Genomic DNA, 26,220 nt, shown 5'->3' with positions numbered 1-26,220 from the left:
GGACTATCAGTCGACCGACAGCACCCGCAGGTCCCGGACGTAGCTGCCGCCCACGCCCCGCGCCTTGACCACGGCCGGCCGCAGCGCCTGGCCCGGGCGCCGCAGCGCCACGCCGACGGGACGCAGCCCGAAGGCGACCGGCTGGATCCAGCCGGGGACCGTCGGTCGGCGCAGCGCCGGGCCCTCGATGCCGAGCGCCAGGACGGCGGCGACCACGGCGAGCAGGGCCACGGTGCCCAGGGCGGTGGGCAGCCCGGCGTGCTCGGCCAGGAAACCGATCGCCGGCGGCCCGCCGAGCAGGCCGGTGTAGCCGACGGTGGTGGACAGCGCGACGCCGGAGGGCCCGCCGAGCGCGCCGGCCCGGGCGATCGCCAGCGGGAAGACGTTGGCCAGCCCGAGGCCGACGAGCACGAAGCCCGCGAGGGCGACCGCCAGCGACGTCGTCGTCACCGCCGCGAGGACGCCGGCCGCGGCCAGCAGCGCGCCGCCGACCAGCAGCCGTCGCTCGCCGAGCGCGGCGACCAGCCGGCCACCGGCCAGCCGGCCGGCGGCCATCGCCGAGGAGAAGCCGGCGTAGCCGGCCGCGGCGAGCGCGGGGGTCGCCGCGAGGTGCTCGCGCAGGTGCAGGGCGCCCCAGTCGCTGAGCGCGCCCTCGCCGTAGGCGGTGGCGCCGGCGACGGCCCCGAGGACGACGAGCACCGCGGTCGGCCGGGGCCCGGCGGACTGCGCCGCGGGGCCCTCCGGCCGCTGCTGCGCAGCGGCGGGGTCGACGTCGGCCCCGATGAGGGTGGGCGCGGCCCAGGCCAGCACGGCCAGCCCGAGGACGGCCACCGCACCGAGGTGCGCCCCGACGCCGAAGGCGGCCGAGGCCAGCCCGCCGAGCAGCGCACCGAGCAGCCCGCCGCCACTGAACGCGGCGTGCAGCCCGGACAGCAGCGGCCGGCCGGCGCGCTCCTCGACCTGGACGCCCAGGCTGTTGGCGGCGACGTTGACCGCGCCGGTCGCGGCACCGAAGAACAGCAGCGCCACGCACAGCGCGGGCAGCGAGCCGGCGAGGCCGGGCAGCACGGCGGTCGCCGCGGCGGCGGCGCCGGCCAGGGCGCAGGTCAGCCCGGTGCCCAGCCGGGCGCAGAGCGCGCCGGTGAACTGCATGCAAGCCAGCGCACCGAGGGACAGACACAGCAGGGCGATGCCGAGGGCCGTGTGGCCGGCGCCGGTCTGGGCGCTGACGTCGGGCACCCGGGCGGCCCAGCTGCCGAAGAGGAAGCCGTCGAGGGCGAAGAGGACGGCAACGGTCAGGTGCAACCGGTGCAGGGACGCAGGAACCGCACGGGCGACCGCGACGCGCAGCAGGGCGACGATCGGGTCGCGGGCACGGGAGGACACAGGACGGGACATGGCAGACCTTCAGGAGAGGAGAAGCGCGGCGCCGGCGGGATGCGGCGACCGGAGGGGGCAGTGAGCACACGACCTCGGGCGCTGACTCCACGGTGCCAGGCATAAGTGAGCAATGCGTGTCAGACACGTGTACGCGGCACGTGAGGCTGACCACGTCAACGTCACATGGGTCACATTCCCGACCCGGGCGCCCCGTCCACTGCGGTTGCCGACCCCGCGGCGGGCCTCCAGGGTCGGGGCATGACCGGGACCTTCGCCCGGGGCCTGATCGCGGGCGCCGCCGGGACCACTGCCCTCTCCGCCGCCACGTACCTCGACATGGCGTGGCGCGGCCGCCCGCCGAGCACGCTGCCGGCCGAGACCGCCGACGCGCTCGCCGAGGCCGCCGGCCGGCCGGTCACCGGACGCGGGGACACCCGGGAGGCGCGGCGCACCGGGCTGGGGGCGCTCAGCGGGATCGGGAGCGGTCTCGGCGTGGGGCTCCTCGCCAGCGTGGCGCGCAGCGCCGGCGTGCGGTTCCCCGCGCCGGTCGGTGCGGTGGTCACCGGCGCGGCCTCGATGGCGGCGGCCGACCTGCCGGCCGCGGCGCTGAGCGTGGGCGACCCGCGGCGGTGGACCGCCGCCGAGTGGGCCGGCGACGCCGCGCCGCACCTGGCCTACGGTGCCGCGGTCCAGGCGGTGATCTCGTCGCTGCCCACCCCGGCCGAGCGGGCGCTGCCCCGGCACAAGGCGCGGGCCGGGCTGGTCGGCCGGTCGCTGCTGCTGGGCGTGGCCGCCGGCAGCCGCAGCGCGCTGGGCGTGGCCGCGCCGACGCTCACCGCCCAGGACACCGGTGCGCTGAAGAAGCTGGGGTCGCTGGCCTCGCTGACCGCGGAGCTCGTCGCCGACAAGCAGCCGGACGCCCCGCCGCGCACCTCCGGGGCGGGGCTGCCGGTCCGGCTGACCGGTGGCGCCTGTGGTGGCGGGCTGCTCGCGCGCCGCGCCGGAGCGAACGCCGCGCTGCCGGTGGTGGCCGGGCTCGCCGGTGTCGTGGTCGGGACCTGGGGTGGTCTCGGCTGGCGCCGGTGGGCGGCCGACCGGATGCCGGACGGGGAGGCCGCGCTCCTCGAGGACGGCGTGGCCATCGCGCTCTCGCTGGTGGCCTGCCTGCCCGGCCGGCGCCGCTCGACCCGGCTGGGGACGGTCAGGATCCCGGATCGGCCGCGCGCCACGCCGGGTCGCGGCCGCTGAGGCCCAACGCCCGCTCGAACGCCGGAGCGTCGTCCGGCACGGCGACCTCGGGTCCGTACCAGCCGCCGTCCCGGCCCATCTGGGCGACCGGGCGGACGGCGGCGAGCGTCGCTTCCCCCACCTCCGCGGGCACGTCGTAGGGAGCACCGACCGCGCGGGCGAGGTCCCAGCCGTGCAGCACGAACTCGGCCAGCATCAGCGGGCCGACCACCTCGGCGGGCATCGGCGTGGTGCCCATCACGGTCTCCCCCTCCCAGGCGGCGGGGTCGGCCCAGGCGTCGGCGGCGGCGTCGAGCTCCGGCACGATGGCCGCCGGCCACTCGTCGGGCGGAAGCCCGTCGAGGAAGGGCGCCGGGCGGTTGCTGCTCCAGTCGTGCTCGAGCGCCAGGCGGGTGGCCGCCCGCTGGGAGAGCAGCGCCCCCCACGCCAGGTGGTCGACGAGCGCGCGGACGTCGAAGTCACCGCACGGCGTGGGCGTGGTCAGCTGCTCGGCCCGGACGGCGGTGAGCGCGCCCGCGGCGAGCTCCGCCGCGGCCCGCACCGCGGGCGGCAGGAGGGAGGTCTCGGTCATGGGGTCCACCCTGCCGGTCCCGCCGCCGGTGGTCTTGAACTTCCCCGACAGGCCCTCAGCGGCCAGTGTCGTCGGCCGCGGCGAGGAGCCAGCCGGGGCCGGTGACCCGGGCGGTCGCCGGCAGCCGGTCACGCAGGCCGCGGTCGGCGGTGACCACGAGCAGGTCGTCGGCGCCGTCGGCCAGGTCACGGGCGAGGGCGGCGAGGGTGTCGTCCCCGCTCCCCTCGGCGCGGACCACCCGCACGCCGTCGGGTGCGGGCACGTCGCGGGCCCGGCCCTCCACGACGGCGACCAGGGCGACCACCGGCACGGGGTCTCCGTGCGGGCCGGCCGGCGCCGTGCCGACGAGACCGGCCAGCCGGTCGAGCAGCTGGCCGGTGGCCCCGGCCCGGTCGCGCCACCAGCCGTCGGGGCGGGAGCCGACGACGTTGGCGACGTCCACGAGGACCGTGGTCATCCGGCCGGGACGGGCGCGGTCAGCGGCGGCGGGCGGAGCCCACCAGGGCGGTGCCGGCGATGACGAGCAGCCCGACCACCGCGAGCCAGAACAGGCCCTTCACCACCCAGCCGACGACGACCAGGGCCAGCCAGAGGGCCAGCAGCAGGAGCACGATCCGCAGCACGGGTCGACCGTAGGCCACGGCGGGCCGCGCTCAGCTCCCTTCGGCCGCGCCCAGTCGCCAGTAGCCCATGAAGGCCACCGAGGTGCGCGGCACGCCGAGGTCGCGGACCAGCCGGCGGCGCAGCTTCTTGACCATCCCCGCCTCTCCGGCGAGCCAGGCGTAGCAGCCGTCGGCGCCCACCTCGGGCACCTCCCAGAGCAGGCCGCTCCCCAGGTCGACGTCCTCGGGGTCCTGGCCGGGGGTGGGGGCGGCGACACCCAGCTCGCACAGGGCCGCGTGCACGGCCGGGCCGAGGGCCTCTCCGCGGGCCCGGTCGCCGCGGACCAGCCAGCGGACCTCGACGCCGGGGGCGATGTCCAGGGAGAGGACGTCGCCGGCGGTCGGGACCTCGAGGACGGCGATGGTGCGCCGACCGGCCGGGAGGGCCTCGACGATGGCGCTGATCGCGGGCACGGCCGTCTCGTCACCGGCGAGGAAGAGGGTGCCCTCGACCGGCGGCTGCCACTCGACGCCCCACTCCCGGCCGGCGCCGGGCCGGTCGGGGCCGAGGATCACCAGCGGGTCACCCGGGCCGGCGGTGGCGGCCCAGTCGGCGGCCGGCCCGGCGTGCCCGTCGCCGACGCCGTGCAGGACGACGTCGACGTCGATCTCCGCGAGCTCCGGCCGCGCGGCCCGGACCGTGTAGGTGCGCAGGTAGGGCCGGCGCTCCTCGGGCAGTGCGCAGTAGTCCTGGTACCAGCCGGGGCCGTTGGTCAGCAGGTCCTCGACCGGGTCACCGTCGCGGGAGAACACCAGCTTGATCCGCTGGTCGGCACCGCCGACGCCGAAGCCGCGGAGCGCGGGACCGGCGAACGTCAGCCGCAGGAAGCTGGGGCTCAGTCGCTGCACACCCAGGACGGTGACCGGGAAGAACCGGTAGTCGGGGGCGTCGACCGGGGGCTGGGCGACCCGGAGCGGCGCGGGCTCGAGGTCGGCGACGATGTTCCGTGCACCGGTGGTCCGCGTCAGCGCCGTGGTCATCGAGCGTCTCCCGCCGTCGGCAGACCGGCCCTGGCGGCACCGGACGTTTGTGAGGCTAGCCTAACCAACTGTCCGAGGAAACGCCCGAACCGGATCGGCCGCCACCGCTGGCCCTTCCGACGGCGTCGCGACGAGCGCCGCGACGATGGTGTCGGCCAGGGCGTCGGGGTCCTCGTGCTCCCAGAACCGCAGCACCCGCCAGCCAGGCCGGTGAACACCGCGTCCGTGCGCCGGTCGCGGGCCACGGACGCCGGAGCCGCCCTGCCCTCGGCTCCTCTGCAGGGGCCCGCCGCGAGCGTGCGAGCGGTGGGGGGCAGCGGGGTCCTTCATCAGCCGCCGGCGCACCGCGAGCTCCGGTGCGGTGTCCCGGCGACCCTGCCGGCGGAAGCGCGCGCGGACGACATCCGAGCTCGGGACAGGTGAGACCCGCAGGTCGACCCCGCCACCGGCACCGTCGGCCACCCGCGTCGGCGCTGCGGCTCAGGCCGGGACCGGCGCGGCGGCGGTCTCTACCAGCCGGCACAGCCCGTTGACCAGTCGCAGCTGCTCGGGGGTGAGCACCGGTGAGGTGAGCAGTGCCGGGCTGCCGACCACGTAGGCCACCGTCTTGGCGCGGGACAGCGCGACGTTGAGCCGGTGCCGGTCGAGCAGGAAGTCCAGCCGCCGGGGCACGTGCGCGCCGCTCGAGGCCGCCAGGGAGAACACCGCGACCGCCGCCTCCCGGCCCTGGAACTTGTCGACCGTGCCGACCTCGACCCCGCCGAGGCCCGCGGCCGCCAGCGTGGTGCGCACCTGGTTGACCTGGGCGTTGTAGGGCGTCACCACCAGCACGTCGGCCTGCCCCACCACGCGGTCCGCCCCGCCGGCCCGCCAGCGGCGGCCCATGAGGTCCCCGACCAACTCGGCCACGACCGCTGCCTCCTCCGGCGACACCGACCCGTTGCCCTCGTGCACGACCGGGACCCAGCCGATCCCGGCCGGCGCCGCCCACCGGTCCGGCACGTCGAGCGCGTTGTCCTCGGCTCCCGGTGCCGGCCGCAGCTGGCCGCCGTAGGACAGGTCGCTGACCACCCGGCACAGCTGCGGCGCCATCCGCCAGGAGCGGTCGAGGAACACCCCGCGGTCGGCGGGCAGCACCTCGTCGTCGCCGAGCACGTGCTGCAGCGCCGAGACGTCGGCACCCGGCGGGTGGATGCCCCGCCCCGGCTGGCGAAGCTGCTGCGGGTCGCCGAGCAGCACCAGGTTCGCCGCGGCGCGGCTGACCGCCAGGGCGTTGGCCAGCGACAGCTGGCCGGCCTCGTCGACCACCAGCACGTCGAGCCGTCCGGCGAGGTCCGCACGGGCGAACAGCCACCCGGTGCCGGCGAGCAGGTCGACGTCGCCGGCGTCGAGCGCGTCGAGCACCTGCGCGTTGGAGGAGACGCACTGGACGTCGGCGTCGGCGCAGCGCTGCAGGTCGTCGGCCTTCTGCAGCGCCCGCACCGGCACGCCCGCCTCCCGCGCGGCGGCCATCACCGCGTCGAGCAGGTTGCCGATCACCTTGTGGCTGGACGCGGTGAGCCCGACCCGCCGGCCGGTCCGCAGCAGGTCCACCACCGCCCGGGCGCCGGTGTACGTCTTCCCCGCCCCGGGCGGTCCCTGCACGGCGAGCAGCCCGCCGGTGAGCGCGCCGGCCAGCCGGCGGGCCGCGGCAGCCGACTCCTCGCCCGACTTCCGCAGCGGAACACCGGGCAGCAGCCGGGGCGCGCGGCGGAGCAGCAGGTCCCGGGCCGCGCGGCGAGGCCCGGCGGCGTCGATCCCGCTCAGCGCCACCTGCTCGCCGAGCTCGGTGAGCGCGCCGCGGAACACCGCGTCACTCGGCGGCGACGAGGGCAGCAGCCCGGTGGGGTGGTCGGTGCCGGTCGAGGCGCTGCGGCTGAGCACCACCCAGCCGGCCGTCGGGTCGATCTCCACCACGGTGCTGGAGACCCGCCGGCCGTCCGCGGCGGGCAGCAGGTGCTCGAACCGGCCGCCCGCGGACACCTTGGTCTCCTGCGGCGGGAACAAGTACCGCCAGTGCTGCGACCGCCGCTCGGCACCGACCAGCTCGCCACCCTCCAGCGGCCCCAGCGCCGCGGTCTCCCGCTCCAGCTCCTCGGCGGGCAGGTCACGCAGCCGGAAGTACTCCCACCAGGCTGCCCGGGCCTCCCGCGCGTGCCAGCCCAGCTGCTGGGCGAGCATCCAGGTGGCCTCCTGCTCGGGGCTGCGGCCGGTCTCCGGCAGCCCGTCGACCAGCCGCCGCTCCAGCACCTCGCGCAGCCCCTGGGCCGCGGCGTTCTCCGCCGAGCCGTCCGGGTCGCCGTCCTCGGGGCGGCGCAGCGCGGCACCCGAGCGCAGCAACTCGGCGCGCCGCTCCTCGAGCCAGTCGCGCAGCTGCAGGGTGGAGACGCAGTCGTCCCGGTTGTAGGCCTCGATCTCCGCGAGCAGGCCCTGGTCGCGGGTGACCAGCCACCGCTCGAACGCGAGGATGCTCTCCCCCGCGTCGGACACCTGCTCGCCGTGCGCGCGGATGTGGCCGCGGTAGTAGTCCTCGACCTGCTTGAGGGAGTAGGAGTCCTTGCTCAGCCGCAGCCCCTGCCGCACCACGGCGTAGAGGTCGACCAGCACGTCGCCCCGCAGCAGCCGGTCCACCTCCGCCTCCCGCGTGCGCAGCCGGGCCGACAGCGTCTTCAGCCGGGTCGGCTCGTACGGCGCGTAGTGGTAGACGTGCATGGTCGGGTCCGCGTCGTAGGCCGCGGTGAGGTGGTCGACCAGCGCCTCGAACGCCGTCCGCTCGGCGGCGGACTGGTCGTCGGCGGCCGGGTCGCAGCCCCAGTGGGCGGTGAACCGGCCGGCGGTGTCGAGCAGACCCCACAGGTACTCCAGGCCGTCGTCGCCGGCGAACGGATCGCCCTCGATGTCGAAGAAGAGGTCACCGGCGCTGGGCGGGGGCAGCAGCTCGAAGCCCCGGCCGGGCTCGCGCGGGAGGAACTCGTAGGACGGCCGCCCGGAGGCTCGCTCGGCGAGCTGGAGGCGAGCCTGCTGGGTGAGCCGCTCGCGTGCCGTCCAGCCGATCCGGGCGGGCAGCTCGTCGGGACGCCGGGTGGCCAGCGCCGCAAGCGTGCCGATGCCGGACCCGGCGAGCGCGGCGGCGTGGTCCCGCCGCATGAAGGCGACCAGCGACAAGGAGTCCTCGCTGCGCCAGCGGTCGGTGCAGGTGGCCCGCCAGGGGCACACCCCGCAGTGGGCGTTGGGGTACGGCGGGCCGAGCGCCTCGTCGGCGAGCCGGGCGAGGAACCGCTCACGCGCGGTCCGGGCGTACGCCTCGGCGTCGGAGTAGCGGAAGACGAGCTCCTGCTGGTTGCCGGTGACCACCATCAGCAGGTCGGGCGGAACGCCCTGCAGCCGGGCGAGCAGGTCGCCGTAGAGGGCCATCTGCAGCAGGGCCGGCACCTTGATCCGGCGGGCGAGCTTGGTGTCGGCGACGTCGTAGGCCCAGGGGCCGAGCGCGCTGGACCGGTCGGTGCGCTTGAGGAGGAAGTCGGCGTGGCCGCGCCACGTGCCGTCGAAGAAGGTGGCCTGGTAGACGACGTCCGCCCCGGTCCGCATGGCCGCGAGCGTGGCGTCCTGCGCCCGGCGGAGCGGAACGGCGCCCTTGCCGTCCGGTGGATCGATCGCGACCACGGTCAACCCGCGGTCGCGCAGCCGCTGGACGTGCCGCTCCTCGTGGGCGATGCCGTGGGTGGCGACCAGCTCGGTCATCGGGTCGGCGGCCGGCGGCCGGTCCCGGAGGCCGCGGGCCACCTCCATCGACAGCCGGGTCAGGTGCTCGCACTCCAGGAAGCCGGTGAGGTCGCTGGCACTGACCACGAGGTCCCCGGCGGCCGTTCCCTCGCCCAGCACGTACACGCCGCACCCCCGTCCTCTCCTCCTGGCGGAGGAACTTCAGGCGACCGTACGGCCGGGCTACGACAAGACGCCCCGATGCACACAGCGAGAGAGCGCGTGCACGGAGGGTGACGATTGCGAGGCACCATCGGTCCGGTATGAAGGAGGGCATGCCTGCGACGCTCTCCTCGGTGGCGGCGGTCGCGGGTGTGAGCACCAGCACCGCCAGCCGCGCGCTGTCCGGCCACCCCGCCGTCCTGCCCAGCACCCGGGCCCGGGTGGCAGCGGCCGCCGCGGCGATGAACTACCAGCCCAACCGGATGGCCAGCGCGCTGCGCACCCGGCGGACCGGGCTGCTCGGGCTGGTGGTCAACAACCTGCGCACCGCCACCTTCCACACCATCGCCGAGATCCTGCAGGCCTGGGCCGCCGCGCAGGACCACCAGGTGCTGGTCTGCACCACCGGCGGCGATCCCGTCCGGGAGGCGCAGTTCCTGGAGACCGCCGCCGCCCACCGGTTCGACGGCGTCGTCGTCGCCGGCTCCGGAGCCAACGCCGAGCTGGTCAACGCCCTGGTCCGGGACGGCCGGGCGGTCGTGACGATGAACCGCCGGGTGCCCGGCTCGCTGGCGCCCTCGGTCATGGCCGACTACGAGTCCGCCGGCCGGTTGGCCGCCGAGCACCTCCTGGGGCTCGGGCACACCCGGATCGCCGCCATCGAGGGGCCTCCCGAGGTGACCTCCGGCCACCTGCACCACGAGGGGTTCGTCGGCGCGATGCGGGCGGCCGGGGTACCGGTCCGTGACGAGCTGGTGCACCGCGGCCCCTTCACCGCCGAGTTCGGCCGGCGGGCGGTGGAGGCCGTGCTGGCCGTGGACGAGCGCCCGACCGCCCTGCTGGTGAGCAACCACGCGGCGTCCTTCGGGGCGCTGCCGGTGGTCAGCGGCAACCGCATCCGGGTCCCCGACCAGCTGTCGGTGGTCTGCACCGAGGACGAGCCGTTCTTCGGCTGGTGGGGGGCTACGTCGCTGACCATCGTCGACAACCGCGCCGAGCTCCTGGCCCAGCGCGCGGCGGCCGTCCTGCTCGACCAGCTGGAGGGTCGGGTCCCGGCCTCCGGTGCCGAGCTCGTGGCCCCGGTGCTGGTCGAGCGCGCGTCGACGGCACCGCCGCGCTGATCGGGGACGGCGGCCGCGGGGGCCGCCGTCCCGCCGGTCAGCCGACCCGCTCGAACACCGCGGCCAGCCCCTGGCCGCCGCCGATGCACATCGTCTCCAGCCCGTACCGGACCTCGCGGCGCCGCATCTCGTGCGCGAGGGTGGCGAGGATCCGCGCGCCGGTGGCGCCCACCGGGTGGCCGAGGGAGATCCCGGAGCCGTTCACGTTGACCCGCTCCCGGTCGTCGGCGCCCAGGCCCAGCCCGTCCAGGCAGGCGAGGACCTGGCTGGCGAAGGCCTCGTTGAGCTCGATGAGGTCCATGTCGGCAAGGGTCAGCCCGGTGCGCGCGAGCACCGCCGTGGTGGCCGGCACCGGGCCGATGCCCATGGTCTCCGGCGGCACGCCGGCCACCGACCAGCCGACCAGCCGGACGAACGGCTCCCAGCCGCGCCGGTCGGCCTCGGCCCGGGTGGTGACCAGGCACGCGGCGGCACCGTCGTTCTGCCCCGAGGCGTTGCCGGCGGTCACCGTGGCCTCCGGGTCGACCCGGCCCATGACCGGGCGGAGCTTGGCCAGGTCCTCCATGGTGGTGTCCGGCCGCGGGTGCTCGTCCTCGAGGACGACGCGCGCCGGCGTCCTGCGGGTGGCCGGGACCTCGACCCCGATGATCTCGTCCTTGAACCGGCCCTCGCGGATCGCCGCCCCGGCGGCCTGCTGCGAGCGCAGCGCCCAGGCGTCCTGCGCCAGCCGGTCGATGCCGTGCTCGCGGCGCACGTTCTCCGCGGTCTCCAGCATCCCGCCGGGCACCGGATGGTCGATCCCGCCGGCCGTCTCGCGGGCGCGGGCCAGCCGGTCGTGCAGCATCACCCCGTCGCCCTTGACGCCGGTGCGCAGCCCCAGGGCGTAGTGCTCGACGCTGCTCATCGACTCGACACCGCCGGCGATCACGACCTTTTCGGCCCCGGCGGCCACCTGCATGGCGGCGTAGACGATCGCCTGCAGGCCGGAGCCGCAGCGCCGGTCGATCTGCAACCCGGGCACCTCGGTGCCCAGCCCTGCGTCGAGCGCGGCGATCCGGCCGATGGCGGGGTTCTCGCCGCTGGGGTTGCAGTGCCCGAGGACGACGTCATCGACCTCGCCCTCCCCGAGGCCGGCGCGCTCGGCGAGTCCGCGCAGCGCGGCGGCGGCGAGCCGGTTGGCCGATAGACCGGCGAAGACCCCACCCATGCGGCCGACGGGGGTGCGGACCGGGGAACAGATGACGACGTCGTCCATGTGCCCACTGTGCCAGCTACCCCCGCCGGGAGCGCTGCTCCGTCCTCCACTGGCCGGAAGCGACGACGACGCCCCTCGCCCGGCGGACCGGGAGGGCCTTGTGCCGTCAGTCGTCGACGGCGCAGTAGACCGTGCCGTCGGACTCGCTGCTGGAGCCGTACCAGAACACCGCGGTCGCCTCGGGGAAGTCGAGGCACAGCTCGCCGGGGTCGGTCAGGTCGAAGGTGATGCCGGTCATGTCGGCGTCGGTGCCGACGATCCGGTACTCCGCCTCGTCGGACCCGCAGTCGACGGTCTCGAAGTCCGAGTCGCCCGACTGCTGGATGCAGTCACCGGTCTCCGGGTCACCGCCGCCCAGGAACTGGACCAGGGACAGGAGGACGACCAGCACGACCAGCACCGGTCCCAGCAGGGTGAGCCACCGGCGCGGGCGCTTCTTCTGCGGGTCCAACTGCCCGAAGGCCTGCGCGCCGGAGCCCGGCGGCGGACCCCACGGCTGGCCCGGCGGCGGCTGCTGCCCCCGGCCCGGCGGCGGACCCCACGGCTGGCCCGGCGGCGGTTGCTGCCCCCGGCCCGGCGGCGGCTGCTGTCCCCAGCCCCGCGGCTGACCGGGCTGGTCGGGGTCCTGCTCGGGCGGCTGCGGGCCGCCGGGGGTGCTCACATCGATCTCCTGGTGCTCCACGTGCGGACGCTGTGATCCTCGCCCATCCGGGCCCGGCGTCCGCCCCGTCCCGACCCGATCGGGGGAGGTCAGTCCCGCGGCTTGGCCAGCACCCGGTTGCCGGCGGCCTTGACCGAGTCGGGCAGCACCCGGTTAAGCGCCTCCTGGGCCTTGACCGCGAGCGAGGCCGCGACGACCTTCTTCTCCCCGGCCAGCAGCGCCTCGATGCCGTGCCGGGCGACGTCCTCGGGGCTGTCCTTCGGACCCTTGCCCATCCCGGTCGTCAGCATGTGGGCGCGGGCGAAGAAGTGGGTGTCCGTGGGGCCGGGCATCAAGGTGGTGATCGTGACGGCGGAGTCCTTCAGCTCGTCCTGCACCGCCTCGGTCAGCGACTGCACGAACGACTTCGAGGCGTTGTAGACGGCCTGGTACGAACCGGGCTGGGTGGAGGCGATCGACGAGGTCACCAGCACGCGGCCCGCGTTGCGCCGGGTCATCTCGGTGAGGACCAGCTTCAGCAGCGCGGCCGTCGACACGACGTTGAGCTGCATGATCTCCAGGTCCTTGGCCCAGTCGGTGTCGACGAAGGCGCCACCCTCGCCGACGCCGGCGTTCAGCGCCGCGGCGTCCAGCGGACGCCCCAGCGCCTGCACCCGGGTCCACAGCTGCTCGATGCCCTCGGGCGTGCGCAGGTCGGCCTGCACGGCGGTGACGTCCGCACCGTCGGTGCGCAGCAGCGTCGCGGCCTGCTCCAGACCGTCGTCCTCGGCGTTGACCACGAGGTCGAAGCCGTGCTGGACGAATTGCTTGGCGAGTTCCAACCCGATGCCGCTGGAGGCACCGGTGACCAGGGCGAGGGGCTTGGTGTCCGTCATGCGGTCCTCCTACCCAGCGGGGACGTCGATGATCGCGGTTCGGTCAGACTCGGGGCGTGACGGACGGCGAGATCCCGGTGATCTGCTCGGGCAAGGGTTGCCGCGCCCCGGCCCGCTGGCGGCTGGTGTGGAACAACCCGCGGATCCACACCCCGGACCGGGAGAAGGTCTGGACGGCGTGCGACGAGCACCGCGAGCCGCTGGCGCACCACCTGGCGGTCCGCTCCTTCCTCCGCCGCGTCGAGGCCCTGGACTGACGTCCGGACGCGTGCCCGCGCCCCGGTCCGGCGCCTGAGAGGATCCCTCCTCGTGCGCCGACGCCGCGGGGGAACCGCTCTGCCCCGGGAGGTCGGCGTGCTGGCGGCCGTCGCCTTCGTGGTCGCCCTCGGCTTCGGCGTCGTCGCGCCGGCCATCCCGCTGTTCGCCCGGTCCTACGGCGTGGGGACGACGGCCGTCGGGCTGGCGGTGAGCACCTTCGCGTTCTTCCGCTTCGTCTCCGCCTTCGCCGGCGGCGCCCTCGTGGAGCGGGCTGGCGAGCGGACCGTGCTGACCGCGGGCCTGGTGATCGTCGCGGTGACCACCGGCGCGGCCGGCCTGGCCGGCAGCTTCCCGGTGTTCGTGGCCCTGCGCGGCGCCGGGGGGCTGGGCAGCGCCATGTTCACCGTCGCGTCGCTGTCCCTGCTGCTGCGCACCGCGCCGGCCGACCAGCGCGGCCGCGCCGCGGCGACCTACCAGGGCGGCTTCATCCTGGGCGGCATCGCCGGCCCGGGAGCCGGTGGCTTCCTGACCGAGGTCTCCCCGCGGCTGCCCTTCCTCGTGTACGCGGGCTTCCTGCTGGTCGCCGGCGTGGTGGCGCTGGTGTTCCTGCGGCCCCGGCCCGGGCAGCACCCTGCCTCGGCCGGCGACCCGGTGGCCCCGGGGACCGACCGGGGCGGCGGCGCGGACCCGGCCGGCGCGCTGACGCCGGGCCCCGCCGGGGTGCGCGCGGCGCTGCGGTCGCGCGCCTACGTGGCGGCGCTGGTGGCCAACCTCGGCGTGGGCTGGGTGCTGTTCGGGGTCCGCAACTCGCTGGTCCCGCTGTACGTCACCGAGGCGCTCGGGCTGACCGCGGCCTGGGCCGGGGCGGGGCTGCTGGCCGGTTCCGTCGCGCAGGCGCTCGGGCTGCTGCGCGCCGGCACGCTGTCGGACCGGTGGGGACGTCGGCCCTCGCTGGTGCTGGGCTCCGCGCTGGCGACCGCCTCGCTCGTCCTGCTGGTCCTGCCGCCGGTCACCGCGGTGTTCCTCGTGTCCATGGCGGTGTTCGGGCTGGCGGCGTCCCTGCTGGCCAGCGTTCCGGCGGCGGTGGTGGGCGACGTCAGCCCGGCCCGCGGCGGAAAGGTGGTCGCCGTCTTCCAGATGGTCGCCGACTTCGGCGCGATCACCGGCCCCCTGGTCGCCGGCTGGCTCGCCGACGCGATGTCCTACCAGTGGGCGTTCGGGGTGAGCGCCGGGGTCGTCGGGCTGGCGCTGGTCGCCGCGCTGCGCATGCCCCGGACGATCCGCCCGGCCGGCTGAGCGGTGGCTCAGCCCATGGTCGTCCGGTGGCCATGGTCTGCGGCGTAGGCGGCGAGCACCTGCTCCGAGCCCAGCCCACCGCGCAGGAACTGCTGGTCGACGACCGCCGCGAAGTCGTCGATGGCATGCCCCAGCAGCTCGCCGGCGACCCGCGCGTCGAGCCGGGGCGCCTGCGCGGCCGCCCACCGCAGGTGGCCGGCGACGCCGAGGACCGCGGGCAGCGACGCCTCCGCGTCGCCGTCCCGGAAGTAGTAGGTCTCCGGGTACTGCGTGAGGTCGACGCGCACCTGCACCAGCTCGGTGGCCAGGCTCTCCAGGAGCGGCGCCGCGAGGTCGCTGTCCGGGTCGTCGACCAGCCGCCGGGCGTCGACGCGCTGCAGCAGCGACAGCCGGATGGCCAGTGCCCGCCGCCGGGTGAGCGCGGGGTAGATCTGCAGCACCCAGGTGACCGCCGCCGTCATCAGGGCGAAGCCGATCAGCGCCTCCACCGGCACCACCACGCGCAGCCACTCCGACGTCGGCACGATGTCCCCGAACCCGAGGGTGCCCACCGTGACGGCGGACAGGTAGAGCGCGTCCAGGAAGTGCCCGCCCCGCGCCTGCGCCTCGCCGCCGAGGTCGAAGCTCCCGGGCAGGTGGGGCCAGTAGACGAGGGCGCACCCGGCCACGACGAGCGTCACCCACACCAGGACGACGACCACCATCGCCAGCGGCCCGGCGAGCACCCCGCTGCCCCCGTGCCGCCGGGGGCCACGCCCCATCCGCCAGACCAGACGCATGACCCGGCGGCTGAGCCCGCCGTGCCCGCTGGGGTGCCAGAGCGTGTGGAAGACGTCCCGAAGCGCCACGAGGACGACGGCCGCGCCGGCTGCGGTCACCAGCCAGGCCACGCCGCCGTCCACGCGCCCAGCGTGCCAGCGCTCAGCCCGGCGGAGGACCTGGGCACGCGGTGGCGCGGTTGAGCAGCAGCGCCTGCTCGCGCTCGTTGCGGGTCAGCGACGCCGCCCGGAGGAACTCGGTCCGGGCCTCGGCGGGGCGGCCGAGCTTGACCAGCAGGTCGCCCCGCACGCTGGGGAGCAGGTGGTAGCGCTGCAGCGCCGGGACCCCGGTCAGCGCGTCGACCAGCTCGAGCCCGGCCGTCGGCCCGTAGGCCATCCCGACCGCCACGGCCCGGTTGAGCTCCACCACCGGCGAGGGCGTCAGCTCCGCGAGCGCCTCGTACAGCGCGGCGATCCGTGCCCAGTCGGTCTCCGCCGCGGTGCGGGCGCGGGCGTGGCAGGCGGCGATCGCGGCCTGCAGGCCGTAGGGCCCCAGCGCCCGGCCGGACCCCGTGGCCCGCTCCAGCGCCGCCAGCCCGCGGCCGATCAGCACCCGGTCCCAGCGGCCGCGGTCCTGGTCCAGCAGCAGCACCGGCTCGCCGCCGGGGCCGGTGCGGGCACCCAGCCGGGACGCCTGGATCTCCATGAGCGCGACCAGACCGTGCACCTCGGGCTCACCGGGGGTCAGCTCGGCCAGCACCCGGCCGAGCCGCAGCGCCTCCGCGCAGAGGTCCGGCCGGGTCCAGTCCGCGCCACCGGTGGCCGCGTAGCCCTCGTTGAACACCAGGTACACCACCTCGAGCACCGAGGACAGCCGGGCGGTGAACTCCGGACCGCTGGGCACCTCGAAGGGCACCCGGGCGGCGGTCAGCGTCCGCTTGGCCCGCACGATCCGCTGCGCCACCGTCGCCTCCGGCGCCAGGAAGGCGCGCGCGATCTCCGGGGTCGTCAGGCCGCCGACCAGGCGGAGGGTCAGCGCCACGCGGGCCTCCCGGGCCAGCACCGGGTGGCAGGAGATGAAGACCAGCCGCAGGACGTCGTCCGCCACGACCTCGTCCAGCGCCGCCGCCCAGTCCGGCTCCTCGGCCTCGACCAGCTCCCGGCCGAGCTGCTCGGTCCGGTCCGCCAGCCGCCGCGCGCGCCGGAAGACATCGATCGCCCGGTGCTTGGCGGTGGCGGTGAGCCAGGCGCCCGGCCGGGCCGGCACCCCGGTCTCCGGCCAGCGCTCCAGCGCGGCGACCAGCGCGTCCTGGGCGAGCTCCTCGGCCAGGCCGACGTCCCCGGTGACCCGGGTCAGCGCGCCGATCAGCTTGGCGGACTCCATCCGCCAGACGGCGTCCACCGTCCGCCGGACGACGTCGGGGTCGACCGCCGCCGGCCCGGCCGAGGAGGTGCTCACGACCCCTGGCGCTCGGCGACGGTCGCCCGCATGCGGTCCTCCTGCTCCCGCAGCTCGGGGGTCATCGCGTCGCCGAAGTCGTCGCTCTCGAAGACCTGGCGCACCTCCACCTCACCGTCGCGGAACGGCGCCTTCTTCACCCACTCCAGCACCTCCTCGCGGGAGGAGACCTGCAGGATCCAGAAGCCGGCCACCAGCTCCTTGGTCTCGGCGAACGGGCCGTCGACCACGGTGGACGAGCCGTCCGCGGCGAACCGCACGCGGGCGCCCCGCGAGCTGGGGTGCAGCCCCTCGCCGGCCAGCATCACGCCGGCCCGGACCAGCTCCTCGTTGTAGGCACCCATCTCCGCGAGCTCCTGCTCGGTCGGCATCACGCCCCGCTCGCTGTCCTCGCTGGCCTTGACGATCACCATGAACCGCATCTGCTGCTCCTCAGGTCGGTCGTGCTGAGCGTGGACCGCCGATCCTGTCGACCGGCGCGCTCCCCGCTCCACCGTTCCGACGATCGGGCGGCCCCGTTTTCGACACGGCCCGCCGAGCGGATCAGATCCAGGGCGCCAGGGTGGGCAGCGGACCGTCGGCCTGCAGGTCCTCCCCCGCGTCGCGCCCGGTCACCCAGGCGGTCGCCGCCGCGAGCGGGCCCGCGACGGCGAGGGCGCCGGTGCCCCACTCGCGGTCCCCGGCGAACAGCACCACGTCGGGCGTCCGGTCCGCGGCGTCCCAGGTCCGGAACACGTCGTCCACGAGCGCGGCCAGGACGTCGTCGGGGACGTCGGCGAAGCTGATCCCGGCGGCCAGGTCGACCGCGTGCACCCAGACCTCCCGGCAGCGCCGCCACAGCGCCTCCGCGGCGGACGTCTCGTGCCCGTCCGCACCGCGCAGCTGGGCCGACCACGCGGGGTCGGGCATCGCGCGCACCGCCTCGGCCAGCCGCTGGGTCCCGGCGAGGACGGCGGCGCGCAACTGGTCCGGTGGCAGCGCCTCCACCTGCTCGAGCTGGGCTCCGTCGGCCGAGGCGGCCGGTGACCGCCCGCCGGTGCGGGCACTCCCGAGCGCCGCGGCCAGCCGGTCGGCGTCGTCCACCAGGTGAGCGAGGACGTGTCGCCGGGACCAGCCGGCGAGCAGCGAGTCCGCGTCGAACTCCTCGTCGGTCAGCCGGCCCAGCGCTGTACCGAGGTGCCGTTCGCCGCGCTCCCACCAGTCCAGGACCTCCACCGGGGCGGTCATCGGCGGTCTCCGGCCAGGCGGGCGGGGCGTGCGGTCGCGGCTGTCATGGCGGCCACCCTCCCGCGCTCCGGGCCGGGCTGCCAGAGCACGGCGCGGCGAGGCCTTCCGGTGCCCCGCAGCCGCGGGGTTGGATGGAGCCGCCACCGGGGCCCGCCTGTCGGGGTGGGCGTTCCTGAGGCGCCGACCGGAGGTCCTGTGCCCGCCCGACCCGTCCTGCTGACCGTCGACGACGACCGCGCGGTCAGCCGTGCCGTCGCCCGTGACCTGCGCCGTCGCTACGGCGACCGCTGCCGCGTGGTCCGCGCCGAGAGCGGCGCGGACGCGCTCGCCGTCCTCCGGGAGCTGACCGCCCGGGGTGAGTCGACCGCGCTGCTGCTGGCCGACCACCGGATGCCCGGGATGACCGGCGTGGAGTTCCTGGAGCAGGCCATGGACCTCGCGCCCACCGCCAAGCGCGTGCTGCTCACCGCCTACGCCGACACCGACGCCGCGATCCGCGCGATCAACGACGTCGACCTCGACCACTACCTGCTCAAGCCCTGGGACCCGCCGGAGGAGCTGCTCTACCCGGTCCTGGACGACCTGCTGGAGGACTGGAAGCGGACCGCGCGGGCGCCGTTCGAGGGCGTGAGCCTGCTCGGCCACCAGTGGTCGGCCGAGACGCAGGAGCTCAAGGAGTTCCTCGCCCGCAACCAGGTGCCCTACCGGCACGTGCAGGGCGAGGACGCGGCCGCGATGCGCCTCGCCGCCGATCTCACCGACGACGCCCGGCTGCCGGCCACGATCCTCCCCGACGGCACCGTGCTCAGCCGGCCGACACCGCGCACGCTGGCCGACGCCTGCGGCCTGCCGACCAGCGCGGGCAGCCCGTTCTACGACGTCGTCGTGGTGGGCGCCGGGCCGGCCGGGCTGGGCTCGGCGGTGTACGCGGGCAGCGAGGGGCTGCGCACCCTGCTCGTGGAGCGGACCGCCACCGGCGGGCAGGCCGGCACGAGCAGCCGGATCGAGAACTACCTGGGCTTCCCCCGGGGCGTCTCCGGCGCCGAGCTCGCCCAGCGGGCCCGGGACCAGGCGGTGAAGTTCGGCGTCGAGGTGCTCACCACCGCGGAGGTCACCGAGATCGCGCCGCAGGGCGACGGGCGGGTGCTCCGGTTCGCCGACGGCAGCGAGGTCACCGCGCACGCCGTCGTCCTGGCCACCGGCGTCGCCTGGGCCCGGCTGCCGGCGCGGGGCGCCGAGGAGTTCGCCGGTCGCGGCGTCTACTACGGCGCCGACCCGCACGAGGCACTGAACTGCCGCGGCGAGGAGATCTACGTCGTCGGGGCGGCGAACTCCGCCGGCCAGGCGGCGCTGCACTTCGCGAAGTTCGCCGGCCGGGTGGTGATGCTCTGCCGGGGCCCGGACATCCGGCGCAGCATGTCCGAGTACCTGGTGGCCCGGGTCGAGGCCTCGGACGTCATCGAGGTCCGCACCTGCACCGAGGTGGTCGCCGTCGAGGGCGGTGAGCACGTGGAGCGGCTGGTGCTCGCCGACGCCGTCACCGGCGCCACCCGGACCGTGCCGGCGTCCCGGCTGTTCGTGTTCATCGGCGCCCGGCCGCTCACCGACTGGCTGGGCGAGGCCTTCGACCGGGACGACCGCGGGTTCCTGCGCACCGGCCCGGCGCTGCTGGACCCGGAGGGCCGGCCGCCGGCGGGCTGGCCGCTGTCCCGCGCCCCGTACCACCTGGAGTGCTCGGTGCCCGGGGTGTTCGTCGCCGGGGACGTCCGCGCCGAGTCGGTGAAACGGGTGGCGTCCGCCGTCGGCGAGGGCGCGATGGCCGTGACCCTGGTGCACCGCTACCTGGAGGCGATCTGAGATGGCCGTCGAGCTCGACGTGGTCCGCAGCCTGTTCCTGTTCGCCGAGCTGGCCGCCGAGGACCAGCGGTGGGTCGCCGAGCGCTCCGACGTGCGGGTGTACGACGCCGACGTCGTCGTCTTCGCCGAGGGCGAGCCGTCGGACGCCCTCTACGTGCTCCTGGACGGCGGGCTGCTGCTGTCCAAGTCCACCGACGGGGAGGACGTCGTCCTCAACGACTCCACCCACCGCGGCTCCTACGCCGGCGCGGTACGGGCCTTCACCCGCAGCCGCGACCCCAACTACCAGACGACGCTGCGCACCACCCAGCCCAGCCGCTTCCTGCGCCTGCCCGCCGACGACTTCGCCGACCTGGTGCACCGGCAGTGCCCGATGGCCGTGCACCTGCTCGACGGCATCTACGAGGGCGTGCGGGCGACCGAGTCGACGATGCGCCAGCGGCAGCACCTGGTGCAGCTGGGCCAGCTGTCGGCCACCCTCGCCCACGAGCTGAACAACCCCGCGGCGGCCGCCGTGCGGGCCACCGAGCAGCTGCGCTCCCGGGTCGCAGGGATGCGCTCGAAGCTCAAGCTCCTGGCGGAGGGCGGGCTGTCCCCCGAGCTGGTGTCCCGGCTGGTCGGCACCCAGGAGGCCGCCGTGGAGCGGTCGCGGAAGCCGCGCACGGATCTCTCCGCCCTTGCGGAGAGCGACCTCGAGGACGCGCTGTCCGACCGGCTGGAGGAGGTCGGCGTCTCGCACGCCTACGAGTTCGCGCCGGTGTTCGCCGCCGCCGGCATGGACGCCGACTGGGTCGACGAGGTCGTGGAGCAGGTCGACTCGGGGCTGGAGTGGGACGCCGCCTTCGGCTGGCTGCGCTACAGCCTGGAGACCGAGGCGCTGATGGACGAGATCGAGGAGGCGACGACCCGCATCTCCTCGCTGGTCGGCGCGGTGAAGCAGTACTCCCACCTCGACCAGGCCCGGCACCAGGACGTCGAGCTCAAGCCGGGACTGGAGAGCACCCTGGTGATGCTGGCCCGCAAGCTCAACGGCATCGAGGTGCGCCGCCTGTACGACCCCGACCTGCCCCGGGTGCCGGGCTACCCGGCCGAGCTGAACCAGGTCTGGACCAACCTGATCGACAACGCCGCCGACGCGATGGACGGCTCCGGGGTGCTGACCCTGCGCACCCGCGCCGACGACGACGCCGTCTACGTCGAGATCACCGACGACGGTCCGGGCATCCCGGAGGCGGTGCGGGAGCAGCTGTTCGAGCCGTTCGTCACCACCAAGCCCGCCGGTCGGGGCAGCGGGCTGGGGCTGGAGAACGCGCACCGGATCGTGCGACGCCGGCACGGCGGGGAGCTCACCTACACGACCGGCCCGGGCGGGACGACGTTCTGCGTCAAGCTCCCGAGGAGGCGGTGATGACCAGCTGGCAGGTGCAGGACGGCGACGTCTGCGGGCACACCGGGAGCCTGGTCGTGGAGCCGCGGCCCGGCGACGTCTGCGAGGACTGCGTGCGCACCGGCGGCCGCTGGGTGCACCTGCGCCGCTGCCTCGTGTGCGACCACGTGGGCTGCTGCGACTCCTCCCCCAACCGGCACGCGACCGCGCACTGGCAGGCCACCGAGCACCCGGTGGTGGCCTCCGCCGAGCCGACCGAGCACTGGGCCTGGTGCTACCCCGACCAGGCCGTGCTCCTCCCCGCCGCCGGCGAGCAGTGATCAGTCACCTGGTCACCGCCTGTCCTCCCGCACCAACGCTGGTGCGGGAGGACCGCGTTGGGTCAGGTCACCTGATCGACGCCGCCCTCAGGCCGCGCGGACGTACGGGATGGTCTGCGGGCCCTCCGGGAGCACGCACACCCGCGCGTCCGGACCGGCCGCGGCGACCGCCTCGGCCACCGTGGCGGCGATGTCGTCGGTCTGGCGCAGGTGCACCTCGGCGAGCTGGGCGTCGCTGAGGTGCGAGGTGTGCATGACGACCCGGTGCGCGGACTGGATGCGGACCTGGATCTGCACCTGCCACTGGTCGGCCACCGTCTGCTCGCGGGCCGAGATCAGCTCCAGCAGCGCCTCGGGTGACTCCGCGGAGGTGAGCACCTCCCGGTAGGAGCCGTGGTCGGGGAACCCGTCGGCGCACTCCGCGGCGCAGACGATGAGGCCGTCCGGGCGGGCGACCTGCGCGGCCGCCGACATGCCCTTCACCGACTGGTAGAGGTTCTGGTCCAGCGGGAAGCCGGCGCCGCTGGTCACCACGACGTCGAACGGCGCCTCCACCGGGGCCATGGCCACCGCGCGGGCCCGCTCGATCGCCGTCGCGTGCATCTCCAGCACGTCGCCACCGAACGCCTCGATGACCTCCTGGCGGGTGTTGAGCACGACGTCGAAGGAGTACGTGACGCCGCCGGCGGCCGCGGCGATCGCGCGGACGTCGTCGTGCACCGGGTTGCCCTGGGTGACCCCCCACGTCGCGCGCGGGTCGCCGATCCGCTTCGCGTCGTGCAGCACCAGCACGGTGTCCAGCGCCGCGAGCCCCGGCGCGACCATCTTCGGCCCGCCGGAGAAGCCGGCGAAGAAGTGCGGCTCGACGAACCCGGTGGTGATCCGGACGTCGGCGTCGACCCACTGCTCGTTCAGCCAGACCGGCACGCCGGCGCCGAAGGTGCCCATCCAGCGGTGCGTGTCCGGGGCGCGGGAGTCGTGGTTGACGATCCGCACCGCGTCGACGACCTCGTCGCCGAACATCGCCCGCAGCTCCGCGTCGGTGTTGGCGCGGTGGGTGCCGGTCGCCACGAGGACGACGACGTCGTCGAGGTCGACGATCCCGTCGAGCTCCTCGAGGACGGCGGGGATCATCAGGTGCCGCGGCTGCGCGCGGGTGCCGTCGCAGGCGGAGATGGCCACGGTCTGCCCCGGACGGACCCGCTCGCGCAGCGGCGCCCCGCTCACCGGTTCCCGCAGCGCCCGGCGCAGCTCGGCCGGCACGTCGGCCGCGGCCGGGTGCTGGACGGGGGTGATGACCGAGGCGCCGTCCGGGACCTCGACCGGGAGCCCGGTCCGCCCGTAGGCCAGCGTCACCTGCGGCATGTCAGGCCTCCTCGCCGTCGAGTGGTCTCATCAGACCACCTACGCCGGGGTTCCGCCGGTCGCGCCCCGGACGCGCGGCCGCCGCCGGGAGCGGCGCTCCCGGCGGCGGCCGGTCGAACGGTGCGGGCTATTCGGGACGGCGGCCGGCACGCTCCCGAGCGACCGTGACCGTGGCGGCGTCGAGCGCGTCGGGGTACCCAGCGGCGCGGGCCTCGACCTGCGCGTCCAGCCACGCCGCGTACTCGTCCCACGCCTGCGCGGGGGTGGTGTCCAGCGCCGCGGCGATCCGGCTCCAGTCACACCCGCCGCGCAGCGCCGCCCAGATGCCGAGGTTCCGGCCGCCGTGCGCCTTCCGCGCCACGACCTCGCCCAGTGCCAGCAGCTCCAGTGCCTCCTCGGCGTCCAGGGAGGTGCCCATGCTGCGGAGGCTCATCCAGTCGTCGTCTTCGACGGAGTCCACGGGCTTGTCGATGACGACGTTGTCTCGGCGGCTGAGGAAGTCCAGCCGGGTCACGGCGGTCACGAGCGAGAACTCGCCCTCCAGCACCTCGGGGGTGATGGCGACCTCGGGAACTGTGCTCATGAGAGACACCCTTGCCCGGTGATCGCGCTCGCAACCAGTTCGTGATCCACCTCTCGTCCCCGGGCGCGGTCGGTCCTGGCGGTGCGTGCGGGCCCCGCGACCGGGCGCCGCGGTCAGCTGTCGATGCCGACCGCTTCCTTCGCGAGCGCGGCCAGCCGGGTCTGGATGGCGCTGACGGCGCTCGACCGCGCCTTGTGCGTCTCCTCGTACCGGATCAGCATGTCCAGGTCCTCCGGCTCGGTGACGTCCTCGACCGCCGTGGCGATCTGAGCGGTGCTCATCGAGTCGTAGCCCTTGATGGGCAGCTCGTCGGCGGTCAGGTCGCCGAGCTCCCGGCGGGTCGCGGCGACGGCCTCAGCCGTGGTGTCGTTGCCCTCCTGCCGTGCGATCTCCTCGGCGCGGCGCAGCGACGTGATCCGGCCGACGTTCACCGTCTCGCGGACCGCACCCGTGAGCGCGCCCGCCCGGTGCCGGACGTCGTCGACCACGGTCGTGAACGTCCCGCCGGTCTGCTCGCCCGCGTGCTGGGCGGTGTCCATCGCCCGGTTGACCGTGTTCGCGGCGAACCGGACGGGGAGGTTGGCCAGCCGCGCCGCACCGACGGCGACCCGCTGGAACGGCGTGGGCCGCAGCGCGGCCGGCCCGCCCAGGGCCTCCTCGGCGAGGACGACGGCCAGCCACTCCACGGTGGCGCTGTGCGCGGTGATCAGCCGCTCGGCGAGCCGCTCCACCTCCGGCTCCTTCGCGACCTGCGCCAGGACCTTCAGGTAGGTGGCCCGGTCGAACAGCTGGTGCTCCAGCTGCAGGTCGCCCAGCAGCGCCTCGTCGATCGGGCCGGCCTGCTCGACCGTGCTCTTGACGAGGGCGGCGATCCGGCCGACGGCCGGGGTGACGACGTCGGCCACCCCGCCGAGGGCGCGCAGCTGCTCGGCGATGGCGGTGGTGCGCTCGGCGGCGTGGTGGGCGTTCTGCTCGAGCTCCCGGCGGACCGCGTCGGTGCGGGCCTGGGCGACCCGGATCCGGGCGATCTGCTCCTCGGTCTGGGTCAGCATCAGCAGCGCGCGGAGCTGGGTGATCAGGGCGGTGGTGTCGGGCACGAGGAACTCCTCGGATCGGCGGATGACCTGTCTCCCCTGCCTTGCCCCGTCCACCCCGTGCGCTAACTAGAGCAAGCACTCCGGCTAGCGGTGAGCCCCGTCACGCGTACCTGCCCCCGACGGGGTACGCCCCCACCCGGACCCCGCGCCGACAGCGGGCCGGCGCGGACCATGGGACGACCTGCAGGGAGAGAACCAGTGGCGACGACCAGCGACGACGCACGCGACCCTGACCTGATCGCCGTCCAGGAGGGTGGCGAGGCGGCTGCCCAGCTGACCCGACCTGGTGGCCTGGACCGGCAGCGGATCGTGCAGGCCGCCATCGACTTCATCGACGCGCACGGGCTGGCCGCGCTGACCATGCGGCGTCTCGGGTCCTCGCTCGGCGTGGAGGCGATGGCCCTCTACCGCTACGTCCCGGGCCGGGAGGACCTGCTCGACGGGGTGGTCGACGCCGTCGTCGAGACGCTGTTCGACGCCGAGGACGGCGACGACATCTTCCTCGACGACCACGCCGGCTGGCAGGACTACCTGATGCGCCTCGGCCACGGCGTGCGCCGGATCGCGCTGGCCCACCCGTCGGTGTTCCCGCTGATCGCCAGCCGCCCGCCCGCCGCGCCCTGGGTCCGCCCGCCGCTGCGCAGCCTGCGGATGGTCGAGTCCTTCCTCGGCACCCTGTCCGGGGCCGGGTTCTCCGACCAGGCCGCGGTCGCCGCCTACCGCGCCTACTCCAGCTTCCTGCTCGGGCACCTGCTGCTCGAGGTCACCCAGATCGGCGCCCAGGTAAGCCTGCTCGACCAGCCGGAGGGCGACCCCGGCGCCCGGCGGCGCACCGACCTCAGCGCCTATCCGCACCTGACCCGCACCGAGCCGCTGCTCGGCCAGGACAAGTCGGCGGCGGAGTTCGAGGAGTCGCTGGAGAACCTGCTCGACCGGCTGGAGCGGGTGCTGCACGAGGCACAGAACTCCGACGGCGCCGTCGCCGACCTCTGAGGAGCCGGCCCCGCCGCGATGAGTTCCGGCCGGATCACGGGTCCTGTCTGGTGTCGCAGGACGTCGGACGACGCCGCCCGGCTCGAGATCCCACGGAGGACGCCATGACGACCACGCCGAGGAACCCGGCCACCGCGCCGCCCGGCCGCCCGCCCGTCGTCGACCTGGCCACCTGGCAGGCCGCCCGGAACGAGCTCCTGCTCCGCGAGAAGGCACACACCCACGAGGGCGACGCCCTCGCCGCGGCCCGCCGCCGGCTGCCGATGGTGGAGTTCGACGGGTCGGTCCAGGTCGTCGGACCCGACGGCCCGGTCCCGTTCCTGGACCTGTTCCAGGGCCGCGACGAGCTCGTGGTCTACAAGCACATGTGGTACGACGGCGCGCCCCACCAGGGGCAGTGCGAGGGCTGCACCGACGCTGCCTGGCACATGAAGGACACCGTCTACCTCAACGCCCGCGGCGTCGCCTTCGCCGTCCTGACCACCGGCCGGTGGGACGAGGTGGCCTCCTTCGTCGAGTTCATGGGCTACACCCAGCCCTGGTACTCGGTGCGCGGTGTCGAGGAGCCGGTCGGCGGCGAGATGGGGTACCTCACCTGCTTCCTGCGGGACGGCGACCGCACGTTCCTCACCTACTCCACGACGGGCCGGGGCATCGAGCCGGCCAACGGGTCGTTCGCCCTGCTCGACATGACGCCCTACGGGCGCGGTGAGGCGTGGGAGGACAAGCCCGAGGGCTGGCCGGCGGGGCGCGACGCGTGCTGGTACTGGCGCACGGACGCCGACGGGAGCGCCACCTGGGGCCCGACCAGCCGCCCCGTGCCGCAGTGGACCCGCCCCGGCGCGACCCCCGTGGAGTCCCTCGGCCGGCACGGCGACCACTCCTGACCGGCCGACCCGGAGC

The 26,220-nt window shown here is 75.5% G+C and carries 25 protein-coding genes; 9 read left to right on the top strand and 16 right to left on the bottom strand.

What is annotated here, in order from left to right; translation table 11 throughout:
• Nucleotides 1–6: 6 nt before the first annotated feature.
• Nucleotides 7–1,398, bottom strand: coding sequence for an MFS transporter (locus tag HK417_RS10395; protein ID WP_261326325.1), 1,392 nt, complete (start codon nucleotides 1,396–1,398; stop codon nucleotides 7–9).
• Between the two features lie 240 nt (nucleotides 1,399–1,638).
• Between HK417_RS10395 and HK417_RS10390 the strand changes: the two genes are divergently transcribed.
• Complete coding sequence (locus HK417_RS10390; protein WP_222266088.1) at nucleotides 1,639–2,628, top strand: hypothetical protein; 990 nt, start codon at nucleotides 1,639–1,641, stop codon at nucleotides 2,626–2,628.
• Here the strand turns inward: HK417_RS10390 and HK417_RS10385 are convergent.
• The 5 genes from HK417_RS10385 to HK417_RS10365 all read right to left on the bottom strand — a co-directional run bounded on the left by HK417_RS10385 (nucleotide 2,582) and on the right by HK417_RS10365 (nucleotide 8,769).
• Nucleotides 2,582–3,199, bottom strand: coding sequence for a TIGR03086 family metal-binding protein (locus HK417_RS10385; protein WP_222266087.1), 618 nt, complete (start codon nucleotides 3,197–3,199; stop codon nucleotides 2,582–2,584). The genes HK417_RS10390 and HK417_RS10385 overlap by 47 nt on opposite strands.
• Before the next feature lie 55 nt (nucleotides 3,200–3,254).
• Nucleotides 3,255–3,656, bottom strand: a complete 402-nt coding sequence (locus tag HK417_RS10380) for a hypothetical protein (protein ID WP_222266085.1) — start codon at nucleotides 3,654–3,656, stop codon at nucleotides 3,255–3,257.
• A 19-nt stretch (nucleotides 3,657–3,675) separates the two neighbouring features.
• Nucleotides 3,676–3,822 carry a hypothetical protein gene (locus HK417_RS10375; protein ID WP_222266083.1) on the bottom strand — a complete coding sequence of 49 codons (147 nt, stop codon included), beginning with the start codon at nucleotides 3,820–3,822 and terminating at the stop codon, nucleotides 3,676–3,678.
• Nucleotides 3,823–3,852: 30 nt separating this feature from the next.
• On the bottom strand, nucleotides 3,853–4,842 hold the full coding sequence (locus HK417_RS10370; RefSeq protein WP_222266081.1) for a siderophore-interacting protein: 990 nt from the start codon (nucleotides 4,840–4,842) through the stop codon (nucleotides 3,853–3,855).
• 480 nt (nucleotides 4,843–5,322) lie between these two features.
• Entirely contained in the window at nucleotides 5,323–8,769 is a 3,447-nt protein-coding gene (locus HK417_RS10365; protein WP_308123496.1) for a TM0106 family RecB-like putative nuclease, read from the bottom strand.
• A gap of 149 nt (nucleotides 8,770–8,918) precedes the next feature.
• On the opposite strand from HK417_RS10365, the gene HK417_RS10360 reads away from it, so the two are divergent.
• Nucleotides 8,919–9,926: a LacI family DNA-binding transcriptional regulator gene (locus HK417_RS10360; protein WP_222266079.1), complete on the top strand. Its 1,008-nt coding sequence runs from the start codon at nucleotides 8,919–8,921 to the stop codon at nucleotides 9,924–9,926.
• Between the two features lie 37 nt (nucleotides 9,927–9,963).
• Here the strand turns inward: HK417_RS10360 and HK417_RS10355 are convergent, their stop codons facing one another.
• The 3 genes from HK417_RS10355 to HK417_RS10345 all read right to left on the bottom strand — a co-directional run bounded on the left by HK417_RS10355 (nucleotide 9,964) and on the right by HK417_RS10345 (nucleotide 12,717).
• On the bottom strand, nucleotides 9,964–11,181 hold the full coding sequence (locus tag HK417_RS10355) for an acetyl-CoA C-acetyltransferase (RefSeq protein ID WP_222266077.1): 1,218 nt from the start codon (nucleotides 11,179–11,181) through the stop codon (nucleotides 9,964–9,966).
• 106 nt (nucleotides 11,182–11,287) lie between these two features.
• On the bottom strand, nucleotides 11,288–11,863 hold the full coding sequence (locus HK417_RS10350) for an LppU/SCO3897 family protein (protein ID WP_222266075.1): 576 nt from the start codon (nucleotides 11,861–11,863) through the stop codon (nucleotides 11,288–11,290).
• A 68-nt stretch (nucleotides 11,864–11,931) separates the two neighbouring features.
• A complete protein-coding gene (locus HK417_RS10345; protein ID WP_222266073.1) occupies nucleotides 11,932–12,717 on the bottom strand; it encodes an SDR family NAD(P)-dependent oxidoreductase in 786 nt (261 codons plus the stop codon).
• A 56-nt stretch (nucleotides 12,718–12,773) separates the two neighbouring features.
• Here HK417_RS10345 and HK417_RS10340 point away from each other — a divergent pair, with 56 nt between their 5' ends.
• The gene (locus HK417_RS10340) at nucleotides 12,774–12,974 is read left to right on the top strand and encodes a hypothetical protein (RefSeq protein ID WP_222266071.1); all 201 of its coding nucleotides are present in this window, start codon (nucleotides 12,774–12,776) and stop codon (nucleotides 12,972–12,974) included.
• A gap of 52 nt (nucleotides 12,975–13,026) precedes the next feature.
• Nucleotides 13,027–14,271 carry an MFS transporter gene (locus tag HK417_RS10335; protein WP_308123495.1) on the top strand — a complete coding sequence of 415 codons (1,245 nt, stop codon included), beginning with the start codon at nucleotides 13,027–13,029 and terminating at the stop codon, nucleotides 14,269–14,271.
• Nucleotides 14,272–14,279: 8 nt separating this feature from the next.
• Here HK417_RS10335 and HK417_RS10330 read toward each other — a convergent pair whose 3' ends face one another.
• The 4 genes from HK417_RS10330 to HK417_RS10315 all read right to left on the bottom strand — a co-directional run bounded on the left by HK417_RS10330 (nucleotide 14,280) and on the right by HK417_RS10315 (nucleotide 17,715).
• Entirely contained in the window at nucleotides 14,280–15,173 is an 894-nt protein-coding gene (locus HK417_RS10330; RefSeq protein WP_222266069.1) for a potassium channel family protein, read from the bottom strand.
• Between the two features lie 19 nt (nucleotides 15,174–15,192).
• Nucleotides 15,193–16,488 carry an RNA polymerase sigma factor gene (locus HK417_RS10325; protein WP_308123494.1) on the bottom strand — a complete coding sequence of 432 codons (1,296 nt, stop codon included), beginning with the start codon at nucleotides 16,486–16,488 and terminating at the stop codon, nucleotides 15,193–15,195.
• Nucleotides 16,485–16,910 (bottom strand): YciI family protein, encoded by a 426-nt coding sequence (locus tag HK417_RS10320; RefSeq protein ID WP_222266067.1) that lies wholly within the window; start codon nucleotides 16,908–16,910, stop codon nucleotides 16,485–16,487. Before HK417_RS10320 ends, HK417_RS10325 begins: the two co-directional genes overlap by 4 nt.
• Nucleotides 16,911–17,031: 121 nt before the next feature.
• Complete coding sequence (locus HK417_RS10315; protein ID WP_222266065.1) at nucleotides 17,032–17,715, bottom strand: maleylpyruvate isomerase family mycothiol-dependent enzyme; 684 nt, start codon at nucleotides 17,713–17,715, stop codon at nucleotides 17,032–17,034.
• A gap of 195 nt (nucleotides 17,716–17,910) precedes the next feature.
• On the opposite strand from HK417_RS10315, the gene HK417_RS10310 reads away from it, so the two are divergent.
• From HK417_RS10310 to HK417_RS10300, 3 genes are read left to right on the top strand one after another with little or no spacing between them, the layout of a single operon-like run.
• On the top strand, nucleotides 17,911–19,572 hold the full coding sequence (locus HK417_RS10310; protein ID WP_222266063.1) for an FAD-dependent oxidoreductase: 1,662 nt from the start codon (nucleotides 17,911–17,913) through the stop codon (nucleotides 19,570–19,572).
• Between the two features lies 1 nt (nucleotide 19,573).
• Nucleotides 19,574–20,980, top strand: coding sequence for an ATP-binding protein (locus HK417_RS10305; protein WP_222266061.1), 1,407 nt, complete (start codon nucleotides 19,574–19,576; stop codon nucleotides 20,978–20,980).
• Nucleotides 20,980–21,279, top strand: a complete 300-nt coding sequence (locus HK417_RS10300) for a UBP-type zinc finger domain-containing protein (protein ID WP_222266059.1) — start codon at nucleotides 20,980–20,982, stop codon at nucleotides 21,277–21,279. Before HK417_RS10305 ends, HK417_RS10300 begins: the two co-directional genes overlap by 1 nt.
• Before the next feature lie 87 nt (nucleotides 21,280–21,366).
• Here HK417_RS10300 and larA read toward each other — a convergent pair whose 3' ends face one another.
• From larA to HK417_RS10285, 3 genes are all read right to left on the bottom strand, one after another.
• On the bottom strand, nucleotides 21,367–22,644 hold the full coding sequence (gene larA / locus HK417_RS10295; protein ID WP_222266057.1) for a nickel-dependent lactate racemase: 1,278 nt from the start codon (nucleotides 22,642–22,644) through the stop codon (nucleotides 21,367–21,369).
• A gap of 127 nt (nucleotides 22,645–22,771) precedes the next feature.
• Nucleotides 22,772–23,227, bottom strand: coding sequence for a hypothetical protein (locus HK417_RS10290; RefSeq protein ID WP_222266055.1), 456 nt, complete (start codon nucleotides 23,225–23,227; stop codon nucleotides 22,772–22,774).
• A gap of 113 nt (nucleotides 23,228–23,340) precedes the next feature.
• Nucleotides 23,341–24,324 (bottom strand): ferritin-like domain-containing protein, encoded by a 984-nt coding sequence (locus HK417_RS10285; protein WP_222266053.1) that lies wholly within the window; start codon nucleotides 24,322–24,324, stop codon nucleotides 23,341–23,343.
• Nucleotides 24,325–24,522: 198 nt separating this feature from the next.
• On the opposite strand from HK417_RS10285, the gene HK417_RS10280 reads away from it, so the two are divergent.
• Together HK417_RS10280 and HK417_RS10275 are read left to right on the top strand one after the other, a co-directional pair.
• Nucleotides 24,523–25,317 (top strand): TetR/AcrR family transcriptional regulator, encoded by a 795-nt coding sequence (locus tag HK417_RS10280; RefSeq protein ID WP_308123493.1) that lies wholly within the window; start codon nucleotides 24,523–24,525, stop codon nucleotides 25,315–25,317.
• A gap of 104 nt (nucleotides 25,318–25,421) precedes the next feature.
• Nucleotides 25,422–26,204, top strand: a complete 783-nt coding sequence (locus tag HK417_RS10275) for a DUF899 family protein (RefSeq protein ID WP_222266049.1) — start codon at nucleotides 25,422–25,424, stop codon at nucleotides 26,202–26,204.
• Nucleotides 26,205–26,220 lie beyond the last annotated feature (16 nt).

It is taken from the genome of Modestobacter marinus (assembly GCF_019799945.1).
Lineage (GTDB): Bacteria > Actinomycetota > Actinomycetes > Mycobacteriales > Geodermatophilaceae > Modestobacter > Modestobacter marinus_B.
Note: the sequence above shows the minus strand (reverse complement) of the source record. Positions and strands in the feature narration are given on the sequence as shown.